Origin of the sequence: Bradyrhizobium sp. NBAIM08, assembly GCF_020193935.1 — a bacterium.
Classification (GTDB): domain Bacteria; phylum Pseudomonadota; class Alphaproteobacteria; order Rhizobiales; family Xanthobacteraceae; genus Bradyrhizobium; species Bradyrhizobium yuanmingense.
In genome coordinates, this window is the sequence record NZ_JADYVR010000001.1 from 875,188 (window position 1) to 894,524 (window position 19,337).

Annotated in this window: 17 protein-coding genes, 1 tRNA gene and 1 pseudogene; 6 read left to right on the top strand and 13 right to left on the bottom strand. The window is 59.3% G+C overall.

Annotated elements, in window-relative coordinates; genetic code table 11:
* Positions 1–487 precede the first annotated feature (487 nt).
* Together I6F37_RS04265 and I6F37_RS04270 are read left to right on the top strand one after the other, a co-directional pair.
* Positions 488–763, top strand: coding sequence for a hypothetical protein (locus I6F37_RS04265; RefSeq protein WP_225150405.1), 276 nt, complete (start codon positions 488–490; stop codon positions 761–763).
* Between the two features lie 142 nt (positions 764–905).
* Positions 906–1,964: a cyclase family protein gene (locus I6F37_RS04270; protein ID WP_225150407.1), complete on the top strand. Its 1,059-nt coding sequence runs from the start codon at positions 906–908 to the stop codon at positions 1,962–1,964.
* A 15-nt stretch (positions 1,965–1,979) separates the two neighbouring features.
* Here the strand turns inward: I6F37_RS04270 and I6F37_RS04275 are convergent.
* From I6F37_RS04275 to I6F37_RS04285, 3 genes and pseudogenes are all read right to left on the bottom strand, one after another.
* Positions 1,980–2,174 (bottom strand): annotated as a pseudogene (locus tag I6F37_RS04275) (hypothetical protein); the annotation flags it as partial.
* Between the two features lie 60 nt (positions 2,175–2,234).
* Entirely contained in the window at positions 2,235–3,107 is an 873-nt protein-coding gene (locus I6F37_RS04280) for a methyltransferase domain-containing protein (protein ID WP_225150409.1), read from the bottom strand.
* Positions 3,108–3,495: 388 nt separating this feature from the next.
* A complete protein-coding gene (locus tag I6F37_RS04285; protein ID WP_225150411.1) occupies positions 3,496–4,737 on the bottom strand; it encodes a cytochrome P450 in 1,242 nt (413 codons plus the stop codon).
* 344 nt (positions 4,738–5,081) lie between these two features.
* Here I6F37_RS04285 and I6F37_RS45870 point away from each other — a divergent pair, with 344 nt between their 5' ends.
* Positions 5,082–5,603 (top strand): winged helix-turn-helix transcriptional regulator, encoded by a 522-nt coding sequence (locus tag I6F37_RS45870; RefSeq protein WP_225150591.1) that lies wholly within the window; start codon positions 5,082–5,084, stop codon positions 5,601–5,603.
* A 699-nt stretch (positions 5,604–6,302) separates the two neighbouring features.
* On the opposite strand, the gene I6F37_RS04295 is transcribed toward I6F37_RS45870, so the two are convergent.
* From I6F37_RS04295 to I6F37_RS04310, 4 genes are all read right to left on the bottom strand, one after another.
* On the bottom strand, positions 6,303–7,424 hold the full coding sequence (locus tag I6F37_RS04295; RefSeq protein WP_225150413.1) for an FAD-dependent monooxygenase: 1,122 nt from the start codon (positions 7,422–7,424) through the stop codon (positions 6,303–6,305).
* A gap of 66 nt (positions 7,425–7,490) precedes the next feature.
* Positions 7,491–8,390, bottom strand: coding sequence for an SDR family oxidoreductase (locus I6F37_RS04300; protein WP_225150415.1), 900 nt, complete (start codon positions 8,388–8,390; stop codon positions 7,491–7,493).
* Positions 8,391–8,414: 24 nt separating this feature from the next.
* Positions 8,415–9,152 carry an SDR family oxidoreductase gene (locus tag I6F37_RS04305; protein ID WP_225150417.1) on the bottom strand — a complete coding sequence of 246 codons (738 nt, stop codon included), beginning with the start codon at positions 9,150–9,152 and terminating at the stop codon, positions 8,415–8,417.
* Between the two features lie 21 nt (positions 9,153–9,173).
* Positions 9,174–9,743: an SDR family NAD(P)-dependent oxidoreductase gene (locus tag I6F37_RS04310; RefSeq protein ID WP_225150419.1), complete on the bottom strand. Its 570-nt coding sequence runs from the start codon at positions 9,741–9,743 to the stop codon at positions 9,174–9,176.
* 940 nt (positions 9,744–10,683) lie between these two features.
* On the opposite strand from I6F37_RS04310, the gene I6F37_RS04315 reads away from it, so the two are divergent.
* Together I6F37_RS04315 and I6F37_RS04320 are read left to right on the top strand one after the other, a co-directional pair.
* A complete protein-coding gene (locus I6F37_RS04315; protein WP_225150421.1) occupies positions 10,684–11,898 on the top strand; it encodes a GMC family oxidoreductase N-terminal domain-containing protein in 1,215 nt (404 codons plus the stop codon).
* Entirely contained in the window at positions 11,865–12,428 is a 564-nt protein-coding gene (locus tag I6F37_RS04320; RefSeq protein WP_249795193.1) for a GMC oxidoreductase, read from the top strand. Before I6F37_RS04315 ends, I6F37_RS04320 begins: the two co-directional genes overlap by 34 nt.
* Before the next feature lie 190 nt (positions 12,429–12,618).
* Here I6F37_RS04320 and I6F37_RS04325 read toward each other — a convergent pair whose 3' ends face one another.
* From I6F37_RS04325 to I6F37_RS04345, 5 genes are all read right to left on the bottom strand, one after another.
* Positions 12,619–13,023: a DUF302 domain-containing protein gene (locus I6F37_RS04325; RefSeq protein WP_225150423.1), complete on the bottom strand. Its 405-nt coding sequence runs from the start codon at positions 13,021–13,023 to the stop codon at positions 12,619–12,621.
* A 59-nt stretch (positions 13,024–13,082) separates the two neighbouring features.
* On the bottom strand, positions 13,083–13,634 hold the full coding sequence (locus I6F37_RS04330) for a c-type cytochrome (protein WP_225150425.1): 552 nt from the start codon (positions 13,632–13,634) through the stop codon (positions 13,083–13,085).
* Positions 13,621–14,880, bottom strand: a complete 1,260-nt coding sequence (gene soxC, locus I6F37_RS04335) for a sulfite dehydrogenase (RefSeq protein WP_225150427.1) — start codon at positions 14,878–14,880, stop codon at positions 13,621–13,623. The genes I6F37_RS04330 and soxC overlap by 14 nt, the downstream gene beginning before the upstream one ends.
* A gap of 289 nt (positions 14,881–15,169) precedes the next feature.
* Positions 15,170–15,943 (bottom strand): nitronate monooxygenase family protein, encoded by a 774-nt coding sequence (locus I6F37_RS04340; RefSeq protein ID WP_225150429.1) that lies wholly within the window; start codon positions 15,941–15,943, stop codon positions 15,170–15,172.
* Positions 15,871–16,212, bottom strand: coding sequence for a hypothetical protein (locus I6F37_RS04345; RefSeq protein WP_225150431.1), 342 nt, complete (start codon positions 16,210–16,212; stop codon positions 15,871–15,873). Before I6F37_RS04345 ends, I6F37_RS04340 begins: the two co-directional genes overlap by 73 nt.
* Before the next feature lie 348 nt (positions 16,213–16,560).
* Here I6F37_RS04345 and I6F37_RS04350 point away from each other — a divergent pair, with 348 nt between their 5' ends.
* Positions 16,561–17,637, top strand: coding sequence for a serine protease (locus I6F37_RS04350; RefSeq protein WP_225150433.1), 1,077 nt, complete (start codon positions 16,561–16,563; stop codon positions 17,635–17,637).
* 1,442 nt (positions 17,638–19,079) lie between these two features.
* On the opposite strand, the gene I6F37_RS04355 is transcribed toward I6F37_RS04350, so the two are convergent.
* Positions 19,080–19,153: transfer RNA gene (locus I6F37_RS04355), tRNA-Gly, on the bottom strand.
* Positions 19,154–19,337: the final 184 nt, after the last annotated feature.

Here is a 19,337-nt window from a genome sequence, read left to right on the forward strand (position 1 = left end):
GCTTGAAAAAACAGACTACAAATGTAGCACATCGGTGTTACCGAGGCCGAAGAGTTGGCGCCACTGAAGTCGCATATACCAACGATAGCTCAAGACAACCGATAGTCGCTAGAACGTCGCGATGCGTCGACACCGTCTGCCGGTCCCCATGATTCCGTAACCTGGTAATTCTGCGACCAAGTCCGCCAGATGTCGCAGACGTGAAGCATTGTGATCTGAGACATGCCAAACGCGTACTGCCGGATCAGCGGCGTGGCACTACCGCTCGTTTTCACGGGCCGCTGCGCGCGCTTCGATCGGAGTCTTGCGGTAACGCGATCGACGTCCGCTCAATGCCGGCCCTGATCGCGCCACGATGCGTTTCCGGCGTAACCATCCGGCCTCTGGCAGAAGCGCCGGTGTAACGGCGATCCCGTCAATTCGGCTTTGCGCAATTAATCGACCGCTTCGTAGTGACCGTGCGCCGATCATCAAGAGGTCAGTTCCCATGAAGATTCTTATCGCTTCAACGCCTGCGACGGGCCATCTCAATCCGCTGCTGGCGATCACTCAGATCCTAGCTGCCGAAGGCCACGAGATCACCCTCGTAACAGGCACCGCTCTTCGTGGCCGCGTCGAGGCCAACGGCATGACGCTGGCCGATTGCTATCCAAAGGGAGCTATTACGCGAGGGGCCGATACACCGAACTTCGCCAGCAATGCCGCGCAGCCAATCATTCGTCTCTCCGCTGCAATGATAGTCTTGTCGTTCAATTTCGGATGAGCGGCCGCTGTGACTGCCGGACGCGTCCACTTGCAAGCCGGTGCATTTAGAACTGACTGTTACAGCAGTAGCTAATCGGGTGAGCTGTGACATTTGCTGGTAACGAGGTGATCCCTAGTAGTGGCAGAGCGGGAGAATAGCGATGAACCTCACTTCGAGCGACGACCGGCCCCATCAGCCGAGCTTTTGGATCAACTATAGAGGGTCTGCCAGCAGCCCTCGAAAAGATAGCCAGCGCCTTGCGTCTGCCACCATCGGCGCGGGCCAGTGTGGATTTACGGCGGGAGTTCAAATGCGGGGTGGCCACATTCGTGAACACGTAGAAGAGGGTCGTTCACGAGACGCTACTATTGATCGTGCGTCCTTGCTTGGACTCTCATCCTGGCGGCGACTATGCTGCCTTAAACATCACATCATCATCCTTTTCGCCGCCGTCTCCATTGTTAGCTCCGCGTGTAATGTCGCGTCGTCCGCCTCGCTCGATACTGCGTACAAGACGATCGCTGCGGCTCGCTTCGTTGACCTGACCCACAGCTTCGGACCAAACACGCCGGTCTGGTCCGGCTTCAGCCAAGCCAAGATGGCACCGGCTCTCGATCCCGCAACCAGTCAACCGTACAGCATCGAACATGACGGCTTTCGAACTACCTATTATGAGATGGTCGGCCAATACGGCACCCACATCGATCCTCCCGCGCATTTCGACGAGCGCGGGGCAACCTTGGATCAGATTCCGCTTCACCAGATGATCCTGCCACTCATCGTGCTCGACGACACACCGTATCTCGCCAAAGATCCGAATCACGCCTATTCACTAGAAGACCTGCGGGCCTGGGAGCGAAAGAACGGTCCCGTCCCCAAAGGAGCCTTCGTCGCGCTTCGTACTGACATGTACAAGGATTGGGATAGCAACCCGGAACGCTTCAAACGTAGTCCATTTCCCGCTTGGCAGCTGGATACTCTCAGATATCTCTATGAGCAGCGTCACATTGCCGCGACCGGGCACGAATCCATGGATGCCGACACAACCGAGAAGATGGACTCGGAAACATACATCCTCAAGAGCGGACACTACCAGATCGAAGTCATGGCAAATCTCGATCAGGTCCCTACCAAGGGTGGCCTGATTGTGATCAGTTGGCCTAAAGTCAGGAACGGTTTGGGTTTTCCAGCTCGTGCCTTTGCCATCGTGCCTCGATAGACAAGTCATCCACCCTCAAGAGCATTTAATCTTTGAACCGGGGCGTGCCCAGCATTGACGAAGGAGTTGCTGCATTTCGGCGGGCAGGACGCTTCTGACGAGGTCGGCGATGTGGTCGCAGGCGTCGTCGATCGCGCGTTTCTGTGCGATGCGTGTGCGCAGCTTGATCTGGGCGAAGACCTGCTCGATCGGGTTAAGGTCGGGCGAGTACGCGGCATGTACCACAGCCTGTCGCCGGCCTTCTAGCATAACCTTAGCAACGCCGAACGATTACGTCGCATCCGTGGGTCGCCGCCCCAACACGAACGTCGCGATAGGGGTGACACTAACCTCCAAATCGGTGTAGCCGCGAGACTTCAACATCTCCCGGAGTTCAGAAGGGTCAGTCACCTCCCCCCCGCTCCGAATCGTTCGAAGCGACGAGAGAACAGCAGCAAGCGGGTCCCTTGCCTGGGTGTAGAGGGCTGCGATTAGATATGCATTGGCACGCGATGCGCTGACAATACGGTCGAGCGCCTGCTCCAGGACTGATCGCTTCAAGAACATCGTCGGTAGCCACACCAACGAGTACCGATCCTCCACCGCTAAGGCTGAAATGTCGATCTTATTGATATGGACACGATCGGCATAAGGGCTTTCTGAGACGTTCTTTCTCGCCAGAGCCAGAGCCGGTTCCCAGATATCGATGCCATCGATCTCCAGATTTGGGCAAGTCCTTGCCGCTTCAAGCGCAATACCGGCTACCCCTGTACCAACATCGAGGAATATTTTATTTAATGCCTCCCGCAGCATCGGGCGCGTCGCCGCAAGCGAAAGGATCCTCGTAAATACGTTCTGGGAGGCACGGCCTTGCGCTTCAAGCAACGCGACGTCCGCGACTTGCCAGCCGGATCCTCGTTCGGAGTGACGGAGGAGCTCGCTGGCCTCGGCGAAAGCCATTTCAATCATTGTGAGAAGCTGCGGTACCTGCTGATCATCGATGATCGCGGGGGCCTCGTGTAGAACAATCCGTGCGCCGAGGTCGATCTGCTCGCGAACAGCAGGATCAGCGGTAGATATCGAGCGAAGTTTCAATGAGGCTCCGACGAGAGCCAGCATTCTAGTCGATCGACTAAGCTCCTGTACGCGCTGTTCGAGCGACAATTAGATCTCCTCTGCTTAGGTTGCGGCGCGGGTGACTTCAGATGGGACGTGCGAGATTGTACTGTACTGATCTAAACACGAAGTTCGCTCTTAACCGAACTGTGCGATCATTTCGCGGTGTCGATGTAGCCAATGCGTTCGCATTAATGACTTCTGCCATAGAGTTTCTATTGTCCTTGACTGCGACATCTCCTCATAGGCCTCCCGCGTTACATCTCGATTGCTGGGCGGAGAAAATTCGCTACTTTCGTAGAAGTCGATCGCGCGATGGACGGCTGATCGGTCGGCGCTGCATGACCCGGCCTCTTTGAGTCGACCCGACCGATCCTCTTCTGGGAGCGGACATGGTCGCCGCGGCCAAACTGTCTCAAATCGGCGAGCAGTCTGTTCATGCATTGATCCGGACGGGCAGTTCCCGGATGCCGCGGATGAAGTTGGAGTGCTGCCGTCGCGGCGGCCCTACCACCTCGATGTGGAGATCGCGGGCCAGTATTTCTTCCCAAAGTATCCGGAGCTGCAGATCCGCCAGCCGGTCACCAACACAGCGATGAATACCTGCTCCGTAGGAGAGGTGCTGGCGCGGCTTGGCGCGATCGATGATGAAATGCTGCGGTCGGTCGATCACGCGCTCATCGCGATTGCCGGAAACATACCAAATGATGATCTTGTCGCCTTGACGAATGTGCTTGCCGGCGAGCTCGCAATCGCGTGTCGCTGTCCGCCGCATGTGTATGATGGGCGTTTGATAGCGGATCGTTTCGGCGACCAGACTAGGGACGAGCCCATGATCGGCCTTTAGCTTTGCAAGCTGATCTGGATTATCCGACAGAGCCAGCAGGCCGCCGGACATGGAGTTGCGCGTTGTGTCGTTACCACCGACGATGAGCAAGGCCAGGTTACCGAGAAACTCCGTCGTGGGCAGGTCACGCGTTTCCGCGTTATGCGCCATCATTGAGATCAAGTCGAGCCGCGGCGGTGCTTTCGCGCGCTCTTGCCACAGGTCCTTGAAGGTGTCGCCCATCCGCATGAGCTCCGCAGAGCGTTCCTCCTCAGAATGCACCAGTGCATCGGGCGCGTTAACGTCGCAGACGGCAACATCCGACCAATAGGTAAGCTTGCGCCTCTCCTGCCACGGAAAATCGAACAGCGTCGCCAGCATCATTGTGGTAAGCTCCGTTGAGACCTTGTCGACCCAGTCGAAGCTTTCGTTGCGGGGCAGTGCGTCGAGCACGGCGCGGGTGCGCTCCCTTATTGAAATCTCGTAGCCTGCAAGATTCCGGGGCGCCGCGACCGGAGCAACCACCTTGCGTTGCTCCGTATGGCGCGGCGGGTCCATGCGGATAAACCCGCGGCGGTCCATATCGGCCGGTACGTCCCTTATCGATAGTCCGCCGCCAAGTTGTGAGGAATAGGTCGCATGGTCGAGCTCGACGGCCATGATGTCGTTGTATCGCGACACCGACCAGTATGGACCATAGCAGCTTTCGGCGCAGTAATGCACCGGCGCTTCGAGCCGGAGACGGGCGAATAGTGGCTGCCAGATGTCTTTTTCGTATATCGCCGGATTGCTAACGTCGATTGCACTAAGGGGCGCATCAAAGTCAACGTCAGGGCGCTCGGTTATGTTCATCGGTGTGTTCCGCGGTGTTTACCTTTTCGATTGCGCAGAGCCGCCTTCATCTGGGGGACGATGCGATCGGATGGCGAGTTTTCGCCTACCGCGGCTACGGAACGGCTTCTGAAAACGGAAACTTGATTACGCCTGTAGCCGGCTTGGCTAGAGACGGTCTCGATCAATCGCGTCGCCACAAATTGGCTGCTTGGAGTCTAGACATTCAAACAGAACAAATTTGGTCTGCTCTGTCGCGATGTGCGGACCTCGAACAAGAGCGCAGGTTTCGCGGATGGGTCCGGCGGCTGCAAAGTGGCCTGTAAGGTTTTGAGGTAACCCCGCCCGATTTGGTCGCACGGGGCTTGTTTGGGCGCGCTCATACTCGCCGTTCTAGCGCGTCCCCGCATATTTCAAGAGCGGTTCTTGTGACGCGGCTTCGCGAATTGGAGGATCAGGGAATCATCGAAAGGCGTGCGCGGTCCAGCGGGACCGGACACGAATATTGGCTTACCCCCCCGCTGGCGAGGCACTCCGGCCGATTGTCAGCAAGATGGGACATTGGGGTCTGGTGCACGCGCGGGATGCGATCAAGCCGACGGACCTTGATCCTTTCTTCTTTATATGGTGTTTTCCGAAAGCGAGCGATCCGGGACGCCATCGACAGGAGAGTCGTCGCTCGCTTCGAATTCGCCAGCGTGCCGGCCAACCGAACAAAGTACAGGGGTGCTGTGGCTGGTCCTCGATCCTCAAGGCGTAGAGGTCTGCGCCAAGGATCACGGCTTCGCAGTCGACGTTATTTTCCGAGGCAAGATCGCCGATTTCGTTGGGGTGTACTTGTAATATCTGACGTGGCGGCAGGTCGAAGGCAAAGAGATCGTCGTTGATGGGACAGATCGTCGCCTGATCAAGGAAGTCCCGGCGTGGATCCGTCTCGAGCAAATCGTCGGGCGCGACTTTCCTGTCGTGAAGGGCGTTGTCCGCGAGCGCACCAAGGGGGAATTTGATTGGCCTATCGGCGGAGTCTCCCGCCGATGTCTCGCAGGCGCGACGGCATCGGATCGGCCATAATGTCGAAGGCGATACCCACGCCGGCCCTTCATCTGACGCCGCTACCTCGCGCTCCGCCGACCCGGCTTCCCAAGGTTCACCTGATCCCCCGAGATCTTTGAGCACCTCTGCAGAGCTGGCTTCGCCGTCTCAGGGTCGGGGGACCTGGGGGTGAGATCATCACCACGGCTGGACCGGGACTATGCCGCTCGGGGCGTTGATCGATCCGGGCCCAGGGCGACCATCGAGCTCACCGGCTGAACATCGTGTGTCCTCATTGACCACTCCCGAGCTGGCCTTAAACGGCGTTCTTTGGAATCTCGATCCTAGGATAACAGCTCTGTTGACGAACACTATGAGGGTGGTGCGCCTTCCCCGATGCCGATCCCAATGACACTGCAGCGGGAATAATTCAGTCTCGTCCGGCACTATGCCAGCGATCCTGTCGAGCGGACATTCATCGTCACATCCGGCGCGCTAGTTTCAAGATCGTTGCGGCGATCGGTGCGGCCCGGCTCGTTGCGGCTCGAGGCGGCTTAGCGACCGAACCAGCCCGCGACATAGTGGTTGAACTCGGCGGACAGACGTCGCGAGTGATCCACAAGTCCCCGCGTATAGGGCAGCCGCGCACGCTCATAGCGTTTGAGCGGCTCGGCCGTGTCGCGCTGGGCCAGAGTTGTCGCGAGTACAAAGGCGTCGTCCACCGCAGTCGCATAGCCGCTGCCGGTCATTGGCGATACCCCGTGCGCGGCATCGCCAATGATCGCGAGCGGTCCTGCGACGAGCCGCACGGGTCGGTATTCCGCAATCGGCGCACCGCGCATCGCGCCGGGTGTGCGCACGCCTAACGCCACCGCCTCCGCCCAGGGTTCGGGCCAAAGTCGGGGCACGAGCGCGGAAAGTTCTTCGCGCACCTCCGCACTGATAGCGGCGGCGGTGAGTGTCCCGATGACGTGACCGCCCGCATCCAGGCAGCCGGTGCGGCGCAGCAGATCGTCCCGGCGGCCATCGAACCACGCGAACGTCACCTGCCGCTGACCGATTTCGCGCGAACCGTCGCGACCCGGCAGCACGGCGGCCACGAGGCGATAGCCCTGTTGGAGGGTGATCCACAGACCGCCATCCGTCGGCCACGCGACCGGCACGGATAGCGCGCTTTCATCGACGAGCCCGCGCCATACAAGATACCCGGCGTAGCTCGCCAGCGGCTGCTCAGGCGCGACTGCGCGGCGTACGATGCTGTGATAGCCATCTGCGCCGATCACCGCGTTGGCGGAAGCCTCCATCCCATCCTCAAACGCCACGATCGCGCGGTCGCCCTCCGCTCGCACCGATGCGACAGCGCGGTTTTCGTCGAGCGTGATGCCCGGCATCGTGCCCGCGCGATCGCGCAGCCAGCCGTATAGCGCGGGCCAGGTGGTGAGGTGACGGTCGCGAAAGGCGCGCACGACCGGCAGCTTCGCGCCGGTGCGCGGATCGCAAATCACGGTACGCGCGATCGCAGCCAGATCGACGTTGAGATTGTCTCCGCCCAGCGTCCGGCGCTCCGCTCGCTCCACTACACGGACGGGAACACCGCGGCTGGCGCTCGCGAGCGCGAAGGTCAGGCCCGCGAGAGAGCCGCCGACCACGAGGATAGCGGGGTGTTGGGTGTCCACGGCCATTGCCTATTAAAAATGGAGATGTGGCGGGGCCCGCGACGGGCGAAAGCCGCGCAGCCCCGATCAGCCTTGCGATCCGCTCGGGTGAAGAAGGTCGGCGTGGCCGATGCGGCGCAGAAACTCCGAGCGCACCCGATCGATCACCGCGAAGCTCACCGCCGCGCCGTCGTTCGCCGGATCGATAACCGTGCGAAACGGTCGCTTGCCATAGGGCGCGGCGACGATGTCTACCACCGCACGTGCGACGGCATTGGGATCGGCATCGGCCGGCACTGTGCCGGCGAGATCGCGCTGCATCTGGTCGACGAATCCAGCGGGATAAACCGCATCATAGTCGGCTGCCGCCGCCACGTCCGATGGACGGCTCGCATGGGCGAAATGATTGGTGCCGGTGGTAAATGCACCAGGAACGACGATGGCGGTCTCGATCCCGAACGGCGCCAGCTCCTTCGCATAGCAGACCGCCAGCGCGTCCATGCCCGCTTTGGCCGCAAAATACGGCCCGGGTAGCGGCGGCACCCCGCCCGCCACGCTGGAGCTCGAGATCCAGACCAGCAGGCCCGAGCGCGCCTTACGCATATGCGGCAGCGCCGCGCGGTTTACCCGCTGCGTGCCGAGCACGTTGGTGTCGTAAAGCTGGCCGAGCTGCTCGGTCGTAAAGGCCTCGGTCGGCCCATAGACCATGTGCCCGGCGTTATGGATGAGGATGTCCAAGCGGCCGTGCCGGGTGATGATCGTCTCGATCGCTGCCTTGATCGAGGCGTCGTCCTGCACGTCGAGTTCGATCGCGCGCAGGTCGATGCCGTGTTCGCGCGCATAGGCGTCACTCGTGCGAACCGCCCCGGCGTTCTTGCCCGCCGTGTCGCGCATCGACGCGTAAGCGGTGTGGCCGGCGGCCGCGAGCTCGCGAGCGATCATCTGCCCGAAGCCGCTCGACGCGCCCGTGATGAGTGCGATGGCCATGGTGCTTTCTCCTTTGGAAACGGGCTAGATGACGCCGCCGTTGGCGCGCACGACCTGGCCGTTGACCCACTCGCCGTCCGGGCCCACGAGGAACGAAACGACGCGTGCAATGTCCTCGGGCTGGCCGAGCCGCCCAAGCGGGTTCATGCTCTTCGTGCGTTCGATCACGCCCTGCGGCTTGCCCTCGGTGAACAGGCTGGTCTCGACAGGCCCGGGCGCGACGGCGTTGACCCGGATGCGGCGAGGCCCAAGTTCCTTGGCGAGGATATGTGTCATCGCCTCGGTTGCTGCCTTGGTCGCGGCATAGACGCCATAGGTCGGCATCAACAGCCCGACGACGCTCGACGAGAAGTTGACGATCGCGCCGCCGTCGCGTAGCCGCCGTGCGGCGAGCTTCATGCCATTGAAGACGCCCTTGAGGTTGATCGCGATCTGCCGATCGAACAGCGCATCATCGGTCTCCGCGATCGGCGAGAGCTTCATGATGCCAGCGTTGTTGACGAGCACGTCGACGCCGCCGAACGACGCCTCCGCCGCATTGAACAGCGCGACGAACTCGTCCGACTTGCTGATGTCGGCGCGCGCGGCGATCGCGGTGCCGCCGGCTGCAGTGATCTCGGCGACGATCTTATCAGCCTCGGCAGCGTTGCCCGGATAGTTAACGAGGACCGCCAGCCCGTCTCGGGCCAGCCGTTTGGCAATCGCGGCACCAATACCGCGCGAGGATCCGGTTACTATTGCACTTCTGGTTGGGGTCGTCACAGTAGTCTCCTATCGTGCACATCATTCAGGTCGCGCGGAAGGCGCCGCGCCGCTCGCAAATTGAAGGTGTCCGCCACGCTGTGACTGAGAGCGACGACGAGAGAGCCAGCCAGTACGAAGGCGATGGGCATGAGGCCGAGCGCCCCAGTACCCAGCGCGACGGTCGCCCGGCCGCCAGCAAAAGAGCCGACCGCCGTCCGATATGTGGGCCATGGCTGCCTGCGTGGGCAGGATCACGCCACAGAAGTTGGCCGTGAGCATCGCGTCGATCTGCCCGAGCGTGATTTCCTCGACCGGGCCGTACCTGATGGTCCCGGCCATGCCGACGAGGATGTCCGGGTCGCCGAGTTCTGCGGCGGCGCGATCAACCGCCCGCTCGATCGAGGCGGGATCGACCGCGTTCATCTGAATCGCGACCGCGCGTCCCCCAGCAGGTTCGATCTCGGTGGGGTTAGCGTTTTCAGCGTCGGCGGAGCGTTCATAGCCGAAAGCGACGTCCGCATTAGCCGCCGCGAAGCGACGCGCGGCGGCTCCGCCGATCCCACGGCTGCAGCCAGTAACGAAGGCGCGCTTTCCTTTGGGACGTTTCACTCTGCTGACTCTTGCTGCTGATCGGCCACGAAATTATTCGCGCGCCGATCGACCGGGAAGCCCGCAGAAATGGGACATATCGTCTAATTCATTGAACGATATTATTTAGCTACGGCGACGATATTTTGGGCTGTGTACTGTAAGCAGCTGGCCCCTGTGTCCGCTCAGCCCCTAACAGCGGCGGGAAAGCGGACGTCTCCCGAGGTCGCCGAAGGGCCATCAAACGACATTCAAGAAGCTGTGCTGACTTTACGCTTCCTGTCGTGTCCTTCTGGCCGGAAATGGCGGATACTACCGTCGCAGCCGAGTAATGCACGTCAAACCTTAAGATCCGTGCAAGTCTATAAGCAGCGAAAGCTAAAATTTGGACGATCGGAGCTCTGTAATGATGGTGCAAAACTTTGCCTGGACCGAAGGTCCATCGCTTCCAATCCTCACGCTCAAGGAACTGGACCCCGATCCACATAACGTCTTTCGGTATATCGCAAGGATCACGCTGTCGTGTCGCACTAGACTTGCGGATTTTTCGTTTGCGCGCCGCCGATGTCGACCGGCTGGCCAAAGACCCGGGCGTCGTGGTCCAGCGGAACCAGCTATCCCGAGGCGTTAGAAGTCAGGAGAGGAGCAATATTCGATCTCTTCACATACAGCATGATAACAGCCGAAGGCGAAGTGCATCAGCGTCGCCGAGCGCCAATTTCACGACTATTTGCCAGCCGGGCAATCAGCAACATGCGTCAGACCATCCGCCGCACGGCCAATGATCTCGTTGACGAGTGGTATGAAAGGGGCGAGGTGGACTACCTCGCCGAGTTGCAGGCCCTCTGCCCGCTCCCTTGTCGCTCGCCACCGTCCGAGTGCTTTGCATTGATGCCAGGCGGGTGATCAAGGAGAATCGTGATCCCCGAGACCAAAGGCGCTTCCGCTAGGTTCTACCAGAGTGGTTGCAACGGCCGCGCTGATCATCGAATTGCACGACGAGACTGGAATGAATGAAATGCATTTCGACGACGTGATCGTCGGCGGCGGGTCGGCGGGCTGTGTGCTCGCCAACCGGTTGTCCGTGGAGAGAACGCGCCGCGTGCTTCTGATCGAAGCCGGGATGGATACGCTGCCTGCGGCAATGCCGCCGGAAATCCTCGACAGCTATCCAATGACGCTATTCCTCGGCGACAAGTACATCTGGCCGGGTCTATCGGCGGCAACCGGCCGCAATGCCGAGGGCAAGCCCGTTGTCCGCGCCTACGAGCAGGCGCGGGTGATGGGCGGCGGTTCTAGCATCAATGTCCAGTCGGCCAATCGCGGCCTGCCGCGCGACTATGACGAATGGCGCGATCTCGGCGCGCGGGGCTGGGGCTGGACGGACGTGCTGCCGTATTTCCTCAAACTTGAGACCGATCTCGATTTCGACGGACCGTTACACGGTAAGCACGGCCCAATCCCGATCCGCCGCATTGCGCGCGAAGCGATGCCGCCGTTCGGCCGCGCTGTCGGCGAGGCGTTGTCCGCAACCGGCCTGCCGTTCCGAGAGGACCAGAACGGCGAGTTCGAGGACGGCATTTTTCCGCCGGCGTTTTCGAACCGCGATGAGCGGCGTGTCTCAACGGCCGCCGGTTACCTTGATCCGGCGACGCGAGCGCGGCCGAACCTGACTATCTGGGCCCACAGCGAGGTCGAGCAACTTCAGCTTGAAGGTCGCCGCGCAACGGGTGTGATGGTCGCACGGAGTGGCGACAGGCTCGCCGTCAGTGCCGGCCGCGTAATACTCACGGCAGGCGCGCTGCAATCGCCGGCGATCCTGATGCGAGCGGGCATCGGCCCCGGTGCGGCGCTGCAAGCTCTGGGCATTCCTGTGGCTATCAATCTGCCCGGGGTCGGCAGCAATCTGCGCGACCATCCCGCACTGACGTTCTGCCAATATTTACCCAGTCAGTTGCGGCTACCGCTGGCCCAACGGCGCCCAAACTGTGCGGCGATGCGATTTCCTCGGAGCATCCAGGCTGCGATGCTTCCGACATGTACATCACAGCCTCGGCACGCGGCGGTTGGCACTCGCTGGGCACGCGGCTTGGGGTCTATTTCCTCTGGTGCAACCGGCCGTATTCGAGCGGCTCGCTCACTTTGGCGTCGCCTGATCCCAAAACCTATCCGGTAGCCGATCTCAACCTGCTGTCCGACACGCGCGATCTCGAGCGCATGATCGCGTCTGTTCGGCTGATTGCGAAGCTTCTCGTCCATCCCTCGCTCAATCCAGAGGGGGGTGACTTCTTCCCAGCCTCCTATTCCCCTCGGATCAAGCGTCTGAGCCTGTACAGCGCGGCCAACCGCATCGTTGCTTCGATCCTCGGTCCGATGCTCGACGTGCCCACCGTCCTGCGGCAACTCCTCATCCGGCTGGTGCTGCTCAACGGCACTCCCTTCCCGGCGACGCTCGCGGACGACCGTGCCCTTGAAGCCTTTGCGCGGGAAAGCGTGTTCGGCGTCTGGCACCCCGTCGGTACGTGCCGCATGGGCGATATCGCCGACCCCATGGCGGTGGTCGATCCCGAGGGCAGTGTGATTGGTAGTGACAATATCTTCGTGGCGGATGCCTCGATTATGCAGCGGTTGCCGACGGCAAATACCAACATCCCAGTAATCATGGCGGCCGAAAAGATTAGCGATGCTCTTCTGTCCCGAAATTAGACTTGTGATACGCGAACCACGGGCGCGCGCAAAGATCGTCTGGCGCGTCACCGAACTTCCGGAATGTGCGTCCCTTTTATCGACTGATTCCGATAGTCGCTGAAGTGGAGCTCCTCAGAGGGTCGCGAATCTTTCCAGGCCCAAGAGCCCCCCAAAATCATTGAGTTGGATCAATCCGCCGCGGACGAGCCTATTGCGCGCTCGTCGCTTTGGCGGCGATCGTGCGTAGCACTCCCGAAAGGGCATCAACTACAGCCTTGACCTTCTCGTCCAGGCCATGACGACGCGCGATATAGCCAGGATCGTTGTAGGACAAGAACGTCGCTCCAGTCTCGTCTTGCCAAACCAGAGCCTTCAGCGGAAGATCGATACCGATGGTCTGATCGGCCTGCATCAGCGGCGTGCCCCCCTTAGCGGCCCCAAATATCAGCAAATCAGTCGGGCGTAGCTGCATACCGACTTCCGAGGCTCCCGCGGCATGGTCAACATGCGCGAAGATCGTCAAGCCTTTCGCGCGAACCTCGTCTTCAAGCCGCTTCATGGTCGCTCCCGGATCGAAGCTGCTGCGAATCGTAATCAATCCTTCGCGTGACATGGCCGCGTCTCCTGTTACCAACGTTGCGATAAGGGCGAGGACGAGCCTCAACGGGACTCTCATCGTGACCTTTTCCTGAAAAGAGTATCAGGATTGAATGCCGGATCGGGCACAAACCCGTCTCGGTTCGGCATCCTGATCTTGGGCAAGCTATTGCGATCAAGTTCGCCGTTCTCCGGAACAATGCCGTTCAAGCTCAGTATGTAGGCGGCGACCGCGTAGGTGTCGTCGACGCTGAGTGAACCCGGCGCCTGATAAGGCATCGCCCGATGAATGTAGTCGAAAAGCGTTGTCGCGTAAGGCCAGTAGCTGCCGACCGTCTTGATAGGGGCGTCCGATTTTAGTGTTCCCTGGCCACCAGCGAGCCGGTCCTTGATGCCGCCCACGCCCTTATCGCCATGACAAGCGGCACAGTTTTCGGCGAATACATCTTTGCCATGCGCGACCGTACCTTTTCCTTCCGGCAATCCCGTGCCGTCAGGTCGGACGTCGATATCCCATAACGCGATTTCGTCAGGGTTTGCGTGACGACCGAAATCATAGGCGAAGACCCGCGAGATAAGCGCGAGCGTAATGGACCCGCTCAAGAGTACTTTGCTAATCGAGGACATTGCTCACCTTTCCGGTCTCGTCGATCGCCCAGGTCTGCTGCGCGTTGTAATGAAAAAGCGCATTTGTGCCGTGAACTCTGATGAATGAAGTTCTGTCGGGTTGGATGTTGCCCTTGTCATCGGTCGAACGGCTGACAATTTTGGTCGGCTTACCATCCCAAACCCATGCCATCTCGAACCGGCACTGCGATTTTGGCAGAACCGGCAAGGTCAGCTCCGCAGCCTTCCATGTCTTGGCGCCATCGGTCGAGATTTCGACCTTTGCAATCTTACCGTGCCCGCTCCAAGCCAGTCCTGTGATTTTCTGGCGGCCAGGCTTAATCGTCATGGTTCCTGATGGCGAGGTGATCACCGAATTGGTGTCCATACGGAGCTGGAATTGGATTGCCTTGCCGTCAGCCTGCAGTTGAGTATAGCGGGCAGTTTCCCAGCGGGTCATCCACGGACGATCCCCGAATTTCAGGCGCCGCAACCACTTGATGTTGAGATTGCCCTCGAAGCCCGGCATGATCAAGCGCATCGGAAAACCATGCGCCGGCCGCAACGGCTCGCCGTTTTGCCCATAAGCTACGAACGCTTCGTCTAGAATTTCGTCAGTAAGCGGAATACTCCGTGCGACGGCCGCGGCGTCCCCGCCTTCAGCCAGCATCCAAGTCGCATTTTGACTTTTAGCGACAAGATCTGCAATGAACCTCAGCGGAACGCCGGTCCATTCGTTCGTACTGATAAGACCGTGCGTATTTTGCACCGTAAGACTCGGGTCGGCCCTCTTCCAATTTTCCCAGCCATTGCCCGTGCATTCGATAAACACCTTACGAGAGATCGAAGGCATTTCCTTGAGGTCGTCGACACTGAACACCAATGGCTTCTCGACCATGCCATGGAGGAGCAACCGATGCTTAGCAGGGTCCAGATCGGGCACGCCGGAGTGGCTCCGCTCGTAATGCAGATCGCTGGGAGTAATCGTACCAACAAGCTTGTCGAGCGGCGTCTTCGAATTGATTGCATCACTAGGGTCGATATTCCGCCTACCGGGGGTGGCCTCCGGAATGCGCGCGAGCTTTACGAACTTCGATCGCTCGCTGAGACCCGCGAGGTCGGCGCCAACTTCGCGCTGGGGAACATCGGCAAGGCTTTCGGCCGCCGCTTTACCGGCAATGAAGCTTCCCGCGATGCCGGTGGAAGCAGCCAGAAAAGAACGCCGTGAAACATTGTCTGATTCGGGTATTTTCGTCGTTTCGGTCATCTATTTACCCTATGCTCTCTTAGCGAACCGCACGCGATCAATGCTCGGATCCGCTACGGAGGTCATCGTTGATGCGCGCCTCTCGACTAGGCCCGCCTGCGTTTGTTGCTGAAGAGTTAGCCGCAGAGAGTCGAAACTAGAAGGAGCAGGAATTGAATTCAGCGTCCAACATATTGGATTATGATCGGCGCTGGGCGCTTAGCAGTGCATCTGCCACCATTGGGGCGGTCTCGCATTGTGCTAACACTCATTAAGATACGGCATATCAAGCCGATGATTGAGCACGACATTACTGCCAGCCGGATGTTCTCAGCCGTTCCAGGGTCTGATGGCAATCCACTTTCAAACGGGCCATGATCTCCCGTATGGGTAGCTCCTCCTTGATGCGCCCAACGATCTGCCCCGACATATAGCCCATATAGTCGGCTGCATCGGCCAGTTCGAACCGCTTGAGAGCAGCCGCCACGAGGAGCTTCTGGGCCGCAAGTGGAAGAGGTCGCGGAGCATCGGGTGCGTCCCATGCATCCGTCCATTTGCTTCGCAGACCGCGGAGAGGTTTGCCAGTATCATATTTGCGCTGGATCGCATCCTGCGAGCGTGCCGCGATGAACCTCTTGCGGAGCGCCGGCGACAGTTCGCTTTCGGATGATCCAAGCCAGATAGTCCCGCACCACACGCCCTCCGCTCCCAAAGCGAAAGCTGCGGCGACATGGCGACCGCTGCCGACGCCTCCTGCAGCGAGCACCGGAACCGGTGAAACGGCGTCGACGACTTCAGGCCACAACACCATGGACGAGATGGTCCCTGTATGACCGCCCGCCTCGCTCCCCTGGGCCACGATAATATCCACCCCCGATTGGATCTGCTTTTGGGCGTGCTCCGAACTGCCTGCCATCGCTCCGACGACAACGCCCTTGCTATGAAGTCGGTCGACCACATAGGGCGGCGGAGCACCCATGGCACTGAGGACAAACTTGGCCTGCGGATGCCTCACGACGACATCAAGGACTTCCAGAACGCCTTCTTCGGTATGGCCGTGACCGGGCGGCTTTTCACGAAGCATCTCGGCTTCCACGTCGGGCGGTAACGGCGGGATACCGCTTCATCCAGAATCCTTTCGACGAAATCGAGATGCTCTTTCGGCAGGGCCGAAAGGCGCTGCGACATCGGAACGACCTGGCCAACCTTGTTGGCGAACAGCACGTCGATACAGTATGGACGTCCGCTGGTCTTCGCGTCCATGTCGGTCAGAATTCGCTCGAGCTCATCCGGCTGATAGTAACTTGCCGCGAGCGCGCCCATCCCTCCAGCATTGGTCACCTCGATCGCCACTTCGGGCTTGTGCGTGAAACCGAATATCGGAGGCTCTCGCGTCGCGGCGGTCGCAGAAATAAGCCGCGGTAACTACCGTGACACTGTCACCGTAACAGTTCTAGGATTGGTGTCGTCAAGCTGATCCTCCGCACTGTTCGGCGCACGGTATCCGAAAGGCGACGTTGACGGCGCTCGCTGAGTCACAAGCAACGCCGCATGAGATGATGGCGTTGGAAGACGTCGAGCGCTACACTAAGGCAGCGGATCGGAAAAATTGACCGATGTGGCAATGGCGAAGTTGAAGTAATATGCAGGCTCGTTCAAGCGAACTACACGCCTGCGTAAACGACTACCGAGGCCTTAGTTATGAACGGAGATCAAAGCGATCAGATCGGGATATTGAAATCGCTTTGGAAGAAGAACTCGGCGGGCGTATGGGTCGTACATGACATCAAAGGAATTGACCTAACCCCCCGGGAAGGCTTTGAAGCAGATTACTTCAAAATCAAAGACGAAATGGTTCTGCTCACTCAACGACCTGGGCCTGTGATACGTGATTTTTTCACGACGTTTGGAATGACTGAATTCCTAGTCAGGCAGAGCATCGTACCCATCGTTGCTTGGAATGATGGTGATACAGGGATGCGTTGCATCGGCACGGGCTTCTTCATAAGTGCATCGGGCCTTTTGATGACAGCAGCCCACGTTATTAGAGACCCGATAGACGACGAGTACGCAAGCTTCACCGAAATCGGCGACAGAACTTTCAGGTTTGACAAGTCTCTGCACATGGGGGTTTTGCTGCCCGCTAACCCGGCGATGAGGACTGCTCCTCCTCAAGTGTTCAATGGGCCAGATGAAATCCGCACCGCAGATTCATTCATCGCGCCCATTGGGTGGGCTATGCATTGGGGGCAAGAAGTTGTTGGTCCTCTGTTTCATATGAAGCCAGAGTACAAACTCGATCTGGACATCGCTGTTTGCAAGGTGATTGAAAACCGGATCGGCGGTTCATACCAGCCGCTCAATATCGCTCAACACGATCTAAGAATCGGCGACCGCGCAGTCGCCATTGGCTACGCCGAGATGGAGAACATTCAGTTTGGCGGACTCGCGACTTATCAGCCGTCTTTGGTCGTATCAGTCGGCTCCGTCACGAATATCTATCCAGATAACGTCACAAAAAAAGAAGCTACGACCCCGGGGCCGTGTTTCGAGTTCGACGCCAAAATTCCCGGAAAAATGAGCGGTGCCCCAATTCTCGTTGGGTCTGGCATCGTTACAAAGGGCGTCGTCAGTCGAAGCTGGCAAGATGAAAAGCGCGCCAGCGGCGGCCTGATAGCGCCGATGATGGAATTAGAGTTGGCAACCGGAAAGAGCCTGCTTCAACTCATAAAGGATGGAAGTGAAGGAATGGCACAGATAATAGGGCGAGGGCTTTAACGTGCCTGCTGCCGTAAGAACGGCTCGTGATCAAACACTGTCCCACTTCAACCGAGGTGGGACAAAAACAGGGAAAAACCCCTTTTAGCTCAATGCTAAATTTGGGAATGGCGCTCCCTAGGGGAATCGAAGCCCTGAGTTCGCGGCCGATATTCTCGCCGGCTTCAAAACCGGTCCTCGGGCAGCGCCGAGCACGCGATACGGCCTTGATCCATCAAGTATTAAATTGCGGCCTCGGGCTTTTGTCAGAATGCGTGGCTAGTTCCTTTGATGCGTGCTGGCGCGGAGGATCGAGGGGCCTGCCGGTTCAAGCGAATGAGAAAAGCAGCAACGACGACGGCCCTTGAGAGATTACCTATGAAGGATTCAGCTACGAGCGCTCAGGACTAGATTGCCGTTCGCATGCGACGCGGCGCTACCGATGCGCTACGGACCGGGATTCGCGCGGACGTGATCTGCCCAATCTATTGTGAGGTTTTCTGGTAGCGCGGGAGGGACTCGAACCCAAGATTATGATTCCGTGCTCGGAGCGGAATTCGCCAAGGCCGAATTTGTCAACTCTGCTTTACGCCCCACGGAGGCTGGCCATTTGTGGTCGCCGGCTTTGCTATGGAAGCTGCTCGATCAAAGAAGAGCGCTGGTGCGTCGGCTCAAGGTACCGAGGACGTCCGCTCCGCTACACCCAGTGATGAACAACGGAGCCACGGACCATCGTGCTCCATCGCCTACGCAAAGCCGAGTGCACAAAGCAGAAGAGTAAGCAACGTAGTGTTTGACACGTACGATCGTCGGCTCGCCTGCGAGGTTTGTGACCCAAGTGTGACCCAAGCTCCCTCGAGCAATCCGTGCCTTCGCGAGGATCTGCCATTCCATTGATTTTACTGAAATATTGGTGGGCGCACCAGGGCTCGAACCTGGGACCCGCTGATTAAAAGTCAGCTGCTCTTATCCGCATCAGGACAAACTTAGCGATTCCGCAAATCCTGAAGTCTCCGACCTGACAGGTTCGTCCGGGCTCGATCTGGCGAGGACGGGTCCCACCGAATCCTCGACGCGAAAGGAATCGAGAGAGAAGCCGGCAATCGCACCGGTACCGGGGGCCCGGTCTGCGGGCGGGATTGTAAAAACAATGATTCCCCCTTGCGCTTCTATCGACTGTTCGCTCGCATGCCGTGAGACCGCTCAGCGAACACTGCGGCGTTGATCGCTATTTGACTCCAGCGGTGCGATAGCCATTTTGGGAAACGTCCGCAGCGAAAAGCCGGCCATTCACTTTCAAGGATTCGATTGCCGGTAAACAAGCTAAGTCCTACACGAAGCGCCGCCAACGCAGACGCGGATTCGAGTTCCGTTGTACGGAGGTTGTATGGAAACCTAGAAAGATGCCGAAAATATCGCCGCGGTAAGCTAGCAAGCACTTGTTTTGGATGCGGAATTTTTGATGGAGCGGGTGAAGGGAATCGAACCCTCGTATTCAGCTTGGAAGGCTGCTGCTCTACCATTGAGCTACACCCGCGTTGGGGGCTCCCTAACACGGCCGGGCTGCGGTCTCAACTGCCCAGGAGGTCGCTTTCCGGCGTCTTCGGCGGCCTTGCGAACCACCCGGGTTCCTGCGGACCCGCCGCCCCTTAACAGCGGCGGGATCGCCGCCTATATTGAAGACTTCCGAAACCAACGAAAGGAGGTGATCCAGTGTCTTA